Raw genomic sequence first — 7,745 nt, forward strand, 5'->3', positions numbered from 1 at the left:
GCCCCTGGGACGCTTAACAATGTCCATAGATAGAACTCAATAGCTTAGGCGTCCGCACTATACAACTTACTCTTATCAACACTGTACACCTCGACAGTTGGCACCATGCCTTCCAGCGTGGTCATTACGCGCTGTGACATATCACCATAGAGGGCGTAGTTGCTCGAGAACCAAACACCGCCTACGGCCTCGAAGAACTGACGGATCTGGAAGTAGGGAACACCCATCTTGATGCCAAGCGCCTTGGCTTCTGCCGAGCGAGCCACAACGCAGCCGTCGTTGTTCGATAGCACCACGATCGGGCGCCCCTTGAGGTCTGGCCTAAACAGGCGCTCGCAGGACGCATAGAAGTTGTTCACATCGACGAGGGCAATGGCGTTGGGCATGGTTTACCCCAGTTTGGTCTTGTGGAGCACATAGGTTACGACGCCAAAAATTTCTAGTTCCTGCCCGTCCAATAGATGGATGGGCTGGAAATCCGGATTGGCGGGTAGCAGGGCAGGGAACGGGCGTTCTTGCAGTTGTTTGACAGTGAATTCTCCATCAAGGCAGGCTAGAACGATAGCGCCGTGGCGGGCCTTGAGCGCCCTATCCACGATCAAAAGATCCCCGTCATTGATGCCCTTTTCCACCATGCTGTGGCCACTGGCCCTGACATAGTAGGTTGCTGCGGGGTGCTCAATGCAGATCTGGTTCAGATCTATGGTGTGCTCTATATAGTCCTGTGCTGGGCTAGGAAAGCCGCAAACCACAGGGGACAGAAAAAGCGGCAGCTCTAGAGCGTCCGGGGTTGGATGTGGGATGGCGAACATGGTGGCTCACTGGTTACTGTTTTTATATACAGTATAGCCGTATTGCATAACGTGTGCATCCGGTGTCAGTTGACATACCGGGCCCATTAGCTATGTTCGGTTCACATGGTATCTGGCTTTATAGGACGCGTGATGGAATCAACAGTTTTTAAGTGTGGTCGTGGCCAGGGGGTTTACCTGCCCGAGGCAGTGGCCCTGCCAGATGAGGTCACGCATGTTGAGATCGTCGTGGTTGGTCGTACTCGCATAATCACACCTGTAGGTGAGTCCTGGGATAGGTGGTTTGATGAGCCTTGTATGAGCGCCGACTTCATGGCCGAACGTGAGCAGCCAACCGCCCAGGAGCGAGAGAAACTCTGAGGTCCAGCACGGTAACTGAGTTGCGTAGCTGAGAGGGATTGTTTTTATATATATAGATAAAGCGTATCCCTCTCACCTGAAAAGGTGAATAGCTATGGCTATCATTCTCGCGTAGCGAGGATTGTTCATAGATCTGTCGGTACTCGCTCCCCAGGCAGGATAGCTCAGTAGCCATTTTTTCTAGGTTGCACCACTGGTTGTGGTGCATGTGATCCAGTTATCTACCCGTGGTTTCCATTGGACCATTCGTTGAAGGTGTTTTGGTGGCACTAGAGCTGAGGTACACAGCTGAGAGGGATTGTTTTTATATATGTCTGGATCTTCAAGGGGCCAATCTACCTTCCTCCAGTGATCTACTATTCGGAACAGCTATTTAGTAGTTAACGTTTAATCATGTACAGGATCTTTAGCGCCAACCAATTGAAATAGATATAAAAAAGGCTTCGTTTGTGATCTGATTTTATCGCCAAACAAAATCAACACGCGCGAAGCCTATGACCATTATTAATGCTAATCACTATCTGGAGCAACTCCTGGCTCCCGCCGCACTCGAGCGCATTGCTCGGCTCTGCAAGTTTTGTCTGCGTCAGCGCGCCATTACCCCAGCCATGCTTGTACCAGCACTGCTGCGGGCCATGGGGGGCGACCAGGTCAATGACATTGCCGGTTTACACCGTCATTTCAATGCCTTGCAACTGGTAGGCGCGCATCAAGTTTCCTACAAACCGTTTCACAATCAGCTGCGCAAAGAGAGTTTTGCCCTGTTTATGAAAGCACTAGTTGAACGGGCCATCGCCTTGCGTATCGACCATCAACTCAAAGCGGCTTCCCTCGGTGCGTTCAAGCAGGTGTTATTGCACGATGGCACCTCCTTCGCGGTGCACCGGCGTCTGGCGGCTGACTTTCCCGGCCGGTTCAAGACCATCAGTCCGGCGGCTATCGAGTGCCATATGACCATGTCTCTGTCGGAGCAGAGCCCACTGTGCATGAGTGTGTCTGCCGATACCGCAGGGGAGCGGCAATTTCTCCCTGAGGCCCACAAGCTGGCCAATTGCCTGCTGCTGGCTGACGCGGGTTACATTGACAGGGCCTGGTTTGAGCAGGTGAACGACGCTGGCGGATTTTATCTGGTGCGAGGAACGCAAAGCCTGGACCCCAAGATAATCCAGGCCTGGCGCGGTGATGGACGGGAAGTGCCAAAACTGGCGGGACTGTCACTGAAAGAGGCAGGACGGCGGCGCTGTCGGGCCGAGGTGCTGGATATGGTGGTGAAGTCCGGCAAGGTCGAGTACCGCTTGATCCGACGCTGGTTTGCCGAGGAAAAGCGGTTCTGCTTGTGGATGACCAACCTGCCGCGAGCGGCATGGTCAGCAGAGCAGGTGATGAGCCTGTATCGCTGCCGTTGGCAGGTGGAGTTGTTATTTAAAGAGTGGAAATCGCACAACCGGCTCAAGGGGTTTGTGACGGGGGAGAAAGCCATCGCCGAGGGATTGGTGTGGACGAGTTTGCTGTCGCTGGTGATGAAAAGACGGGTCGCGCAGAGTGTGATGACAGGGAAGCTATCGATGTTGAAAGCGTCAAAGAACAGTACGACATGGTGGTTGCCGCTATTGGAAGCAGTGGCCCATAGAGCGCTGACAGAAATAAGGGAACGACTGGAATGGGCAGCTGATTATTTGGCCAAGAACGCTTGCCGAACCAAGCAGAGAAAATCTATACAGAACAGGACCTTGGAAGGAGTTTTAAAGGACTCAACGCTTAAGGTCCTGTACATGAACGTTTAATAACAAGATATTATTGAACGGTGACCTTCCTACAGAAGACTTTAACCTCATTAGTTCATGCCCATGCTGGGTGTACACAAACTGTTTAAGAGTGATTCGGCACGCGTGGCATTTTACTACGCATTAGTTTTAGTGGTTAAGGTGTTATGTGGAGGCTTCAGTATTCCGAGCCTCATACCTTAACAAGGCGTTATGTGCCTTAGGGGCGCCATGAGTAAACTATCAAAATTCCTTGCTGCGTTCTTAGCAATTTTCTCTACTTAAGTATTTGCCAATTTTTCCGGTATCTGGCACATGGAATTTCCCAAAAGTGGAACTATTACGAATAGCGCGGACAAATTCGATATTTACCTAATCCAAGAAAAAAACACCATCTGCGGCTTCCATTATGGCACGGGCCGCGGCACAGCAAAAATAGACTGGGGATGGGCAGATGATAAAAAACCTACAGTATATGGGCAGGAAACTAGCGCGAACACAGCTAAAGTAACCCTACATAGCAGCCATAGTGACAAACCAATTGAGGCTGTACTAAGCATCAAAGAAGGCCAGCTCATATGGTTATCAAATATCTCTGAAACCGAACTGCCACCAACAATTCCGAAATCAGCAACTCTTACTAAAAGCATACCAAACGGCCATGAATTTCGCGGTATCAAAAGCTGCAATACAAAAGGCACATAACAATGCACTCAAATCGTTCACTTCACTCACTGGGGCAGGCTAAAGCTGGCCCCTTAGCTTAAACGCTAGCCAATCGTTTTCCACTGGTTCTATCGCAAAGTTGACGAAGTAAACTAAAGTGTTGATGATGCTCAGGCATTAATTACGTTTAATTCAAACGTCATCACCCATTTTTTATCTATCAACATTGATATCCTCCCCCTTAAGTCTATTACCTTTTTGTTCATTTTGTTTTTTTGCTCAACACTCGCCTTTACATCAAAAACCTTATCAATCAACGTTTCATTTTCTCTCTTTATTTTATTTAGCAGTGTTAAATCAAGAAATTGAGTCGTCATCTCACTTATTTTACACACTGACAAAAATAACCCATCTATTGCCAGCACCAGCTCATCAACAATCAAATGAATTTCTTTTTTATATCAAATTCATCCATAGCAAACCCTTTTAGCTTTTGGGGAGTTATCGAAAAATAACCGATATAGCGAATGGTGAAAACATGTACATTAACGCCATCCGCCCCACCAGTCCACAAACGATTAGACAACTACACCTTAAAGCCCTTAGATATGGCATATAGTTTGCCTGCCAAGTCAGCCAACTCTGCACAAGCCTGATTCATTTGTTCCGCACCAGAAGAAACCTCATCAGATGCATTACTAATATTGATAATATTTCTATTCAATTCTTGACTAACTGTAGCCTGTTCCTCTAGTGCCGCCGCTATTTGAGCATTCATCTGTGATGTTACCGAAATAGATTGAACTATATCATTTACCGATACATTAATTGAGTTTGCATCTTTAGATATAGCCTCGATCATACCATTACTCTGCTGCATAGAGCTGCTAGCGTTTGATGTTTCGGATTGAAACTCACTTACTATCTTATTTATCTGAGCTGTTGAATCTTGAGTTCTCTTTGCTAAAGTTCTTACCTCGTCAGCGACGACAGCAAACCCACGCCCCTGCTCACCAGCGCGAGCGGCTTCGATGGCTGCATTCAAAGCCAACAAGTTTGTTTGCTCTGCAATATTTTGAATAACCTCAACTACTATACTAATATTGCGGCTGTTAACACCTAGTTGCTCTATAGCTTTTGATGTGGATGTAATTGTTGACATGGCACCATTAACCGTCTCATGCGCACGCCCAACCGTATTTAAACACTCAACAGACAACGAGTTCATTTCCTCTGATGTATTAGCTGCCTCCTGTGTGTTTCTGGATGTTTCATCTATCGTCGCTTGCATCTCATTCATTGCTGTTGCTAGTGATGCCAAATCAACTTGTTGTTTTTTCATATTGCTTGATGACTGTGATGATATAGCACTAACTTCTTCTGCTGCTGCGCTAAGTTGAGATATAGCTTGAGATAGCTCACTTACCATATGGTATAAATTAGCTCTCATTGTAGAAAAAACATCAGCCAAGGCACCAATCTCATCATTTGAGAATATTTTTTTATTGATATTCTTTGTCAGATCACCAGATGAAATAAACCCGGCCTGCTCAACCAAATAATCCATTGGCTTTTTAATTTTAACATAGAGAAGTTGAGAGATAATCCCTGCTATGAGCAACGCGACAACACAAATTGAATAATTTATGATTTCAGATTTTTCCTCTTCCTCCTTGGCAGTAGAATTTAACTCAGCCGCCACCTGCTGATTGAATTTTATGATATCAGCCATCTTACTTGCAGCTGGTTTTAACAATTCCCACTGTTTTACCATTACAATATCATATAAACCTTCTGGTTCTATATTTTGATTTATATATGAATTTAACAATGATATAACCATGTCATTGCCAGACAAGTATTTACCTATTAAGTGTCGGAATTCTTCAGCGTCAGCATCCTCTCTCTGTGAATATTTTTCAGACGAATATGGCAATTCTTCATATACAGCATCAATTTCAGCGTATTTTTTTCTAAAGAGTTGCATCTGATTTAGTAAATTTGATATTTCAGATTTATTTCCATTCATTTGGTGAATTAGAATGTTTAATTCAATTTGACGAATTGTCCCCAATGTGCTATCAATTGATGAAGATACTTGAATAGATGGAAGCACCGCATCATTTAAAGTAGACACTCTTTCTCCCATCGAATGAAGGGAAGCAAACGAAACCCAAGACATAATGAGTATAGCAACAATTAAGACAAAAAAGGACATCCTAATTCTCACGCCCAAGCTAATAAATTTCTGCATATGTCACCTTATATAATTGTTACTCATAACCGTCGATTGCCAAATGATAGCTATCAAACGGTGTTACGTACGCTGCCAACGCCTTTGCTAGTCCCTTCCCTCAGAATTTCAATCTCTACGCACATAGCTTAGTCAAATTAGCATGTTCCTTAACCTGTAGGACAAGACCATCAACAATACCGTGCACAATCAAAATTCATTTTTTTAACACTACCTTTACCTTTCCTACAGTCACAATATTGGTAAGCCATGAGAAATTGCGACATTGTGCGTACATTTATTATCATCGGCCACGTACAGCTTTTCTATAGCTTATTTGATAATACTTCCAATCAGTTGAAATGGTGCCTTTCTATAAAGGCACCAATCACTTTCTCGTGGAGCTCAACGGAACGAGAGAAGCAGATGGTCTTGCGAGATGCGCGTTCTGAGCATCAGGTTGTTACGCTCGATACGCTGGGTGAATATCTTCCCGGTCAGATGTATCTCACTCGGCACATCTCTGGCGTAACTCCCCCAGTCATCGCTGGTGATAAAACCAATCTGGAACGGAGAAAGTAGGCTCAGCAAGCGGCGGCATATCTCATCGCTGCGTGGGCCAAAGGTATATGCCACGACTTGTTTCCTCTTGGTATGAGGTCTCCTGACAAGATCGGACAGTCCCGGATCAAGCAGCCTGAGCCGTTCACCAATACCTCTTGTTATACTCCGCCGGGCTGACATTGCCAAGCCGTGAATGCCGACGTTGGCGGTTGTAAAAAATCTCTATGTATTCCTGAATCGCTGCCTTGGCCTCCGCTCTCGTCTTGAATCTATGGTGGTGAACCAGTTCATTTTTAAGAGCCCCCCAGAAGCTTTCTATCGGGGCATTGTCGAAGCAGCTCCCCTTGCGTGACATGGAGGTCTGCATGCCAAATTGTACCTGGAGAGCCCGGTAAGCCTTGGCACAGTACTGACTGCCCCGGTCTGTGTGATGAATAAGCCCAACGGGTGGCCTCTTCTGCTGCACAGCCCGAAACAGCGCCTGATTGACCAACCCAGTGGTCATTCGTTCTCCCATCGCATAACCCACTATCTCACAGGTAAACACATCCTTGAGACCAGCCAGATAAAGCCAGCCTTCGTCGGTGGCGATATAGGTGATATCACCGGTCCAGACTTCGTTGGGCTTCGTCGGCGCAAAGACCTGACCAAGGAGATTATCCGCCACAGGCAGGGAATGAGCAGAATGGGTTGTCGCCTTGAATTTGCGCTTTTGTTTGCAAGACAACCCCATTTCACGGCGCAATCGCCCAATCCGGTCCCGCCCAGCGTAAAATCCTTCGGCGGCCAACTCAGCTTGTAAACGCGCTGCGCCATAAGTCTGGCGCGTCTTGCTGTGAGCAGCCCGAATGGCGACCTTGAGTCGTTCATCTTCTTGTTGGCGCTGTGACGGTGGACGCTGGCGCCAGTGGTAGAAGCCCGCACGAGAGACCTCCAGCACACGACAGATAACGGAAATGGGATAGAGGTCCTGCTGCTTGACTATCCACGCGTACTTGGCAGTGACTCCTGAACAAAGTACGCAGCTGCCTTTTTTATGATGTCGCGCTCCATGCTGGCTTGCGCGAGAGCTTTGCGTAGCCGGGCCACTTCAGCCTCCAGCTCGGCGACAGAACGCGCTCCGGGAATGGCCGATGTATCCTTTCCTCCTTTGGCTGCGACCACCCAGTTGCTCAGTGTGCATTTGGCAATACCCAACCTTCTTGTGGCGGCTTCAGCTTGGCTTAGGGAAGGTGCGAACAAGTCCCTGATATGAGATCATGTTTGTCATTCTGGAGCCATGGAACAGGGTTCATCATGAGTCATCAACTTACCTTCGCCGACAGTGAATTCAGCAGTAAGCGCCGT

General features: G+C 47.1%; 8 protein-coding genes and 2 pseudogenes. 3 read left to right on the forward strand and 7 right to left on the reverse strand.

Annotated elements, in window-relative coordinates:
• Positions 1–62: 62 nt before the first annotated feature.
• Positions 63–386, reverse strand: a pseudogene (locus OKC42_RS22230) (Y-family DNA polymerase); the annotation flags it as partial.
• 3 nt (positions 387–389) lie between these two features.
• On the reverse strand, positions 390–812 hold the full coding sequence (gene umuD, locus OKC42_RS22235) for a translesion error-prone DNA polymerase V autoproteolytic subunit (protein ID WP_139474409.1): 423 nt from the start codon (positions 810–812) through the stop codon (positions 390–392).
• A 132-nt stretch (positions 813–944) separates the two neighbouring features.
• Here umuD and vapB point away from each other — a divergent pair, with 132 nt between their 5' ends.
• The 3 genes from vapB to OKC42_RS22255 all read left to right on the forward strand — a co-directional run bounded on the left by vapB (position 945) and on the right by OKC42_RS22255 (position 3,640).
• A complete protein-coding gene (vapB, locus tag OKC42_RS22240) occupies positions 945–1,172 on the forward strand; it encodes a type II toxin-antitoxin system VapB family antitoxin (protein WP_144716187.1) in 228 nt (75 codons plus the stop codon).
• A gap of 494 nt (positions 1,173–1,666) precedes the next feature.
• The gene (locus OKC42_RS22245) at positions 1,667–2,956 is read left to right on the forward strand and encodes an IS4-like element ISAeme3 family transposase (protein ID WP_270820923.1); all 1,290 of its coding nucleotides are present in this window, start codon (positions 1,667–1,669) and stop codon (positions 2,954–2,956) included.
• A 294-nt stretch (positions 2,957–3,250) separates the two neighbouring features.
• Positions 3,251–3,640: a hypothetical protein gene (locus tag OKC42_RS22255; protein WP_270820925.1), complete on the forward strand. Its 390-nt coding sequence runs from the start codon at positions 3,251–3,253 to the stop codon at positions 3,638–3,640.
• 131 nt (positions 3,641–3,771) lie between these two features.
• On the opposite strand, the gene OKC42_RS22260 is transcribed toward OKC42_RS22255, so the two are convergent.
• From OKC42_RS22260 to OKC42_RS22280, 5 genes and pseudogenes are all read right to left on the reverse strand, one after another.
• Positions 3,772–4,044: a hypothetical protein gene (locus OKC42_RS22260; RefSeq protein ID WP_201883592.1), complete on the reverse strand. Its 273-nt coding sequence runs from the start codon at positions 4,042–4,044 to the stop codon at positions 3,772–3,774.
• A complete protein-coding gene (locus tag OKC42_RS22265) occupies positions 4,041–4,187 on the reverse strand; it encodes a hypothetical protein (RefSeq protein WP_155395910.1) in 147 nt (48 codons plus the stop codon). The genes OKC42_RS22260 and OKC42_RS22265 overlap by 4 nt, the downstream gene beginning before the upstream one ends.
• On the reverse strand, positions 4,188–5,855 hold the full coding sequence (locus tag OKC42_RS22270) for a methyl-accepting chemotaxis protein (RefSeq protein WP_252657435.1): 1,668 nt from the start codon (positions 5,853–5,855) through the stop codon (positions 4,188–4,190).
• A gap of 332 nt (positions 5,856–6,187) precedes the next feature.
• Positions 6,188–6,491 (reverse strand): annotated as a pseudogene (locus OKC42_RS22275) (IS1 family transposase); the annotation flags it as partial.
• Between the two features lie 49 nt (positions 6,492–6,540).
• A protein-coding gene (locus OKC42_RS22280; protein ID WP_443111674.1) for an IS3 family transposase occupies positions 6,541–7,649 on the reverse strand; the annotation gives its coding sequence in 2 pieces (ribosomal slippage) (positions 6,541–7,427 and positions 7,427–7,649; 1,110 coding nt in all).
• Positions 7,650–7,745: the final 96 nt, after the last annotated feature.

The sequence above is a fragment of the Aeromonas sp. Y311-2 genome (genome assembly GCF_027706025.1).
Taxonomy (GTDB): domain Bacteria; phylum Pseudomonadota; class Gammaproteobacteria; order Enterobacterales; family Aeromonadaceae; genus Aeromonas; species Aeromonas veronii.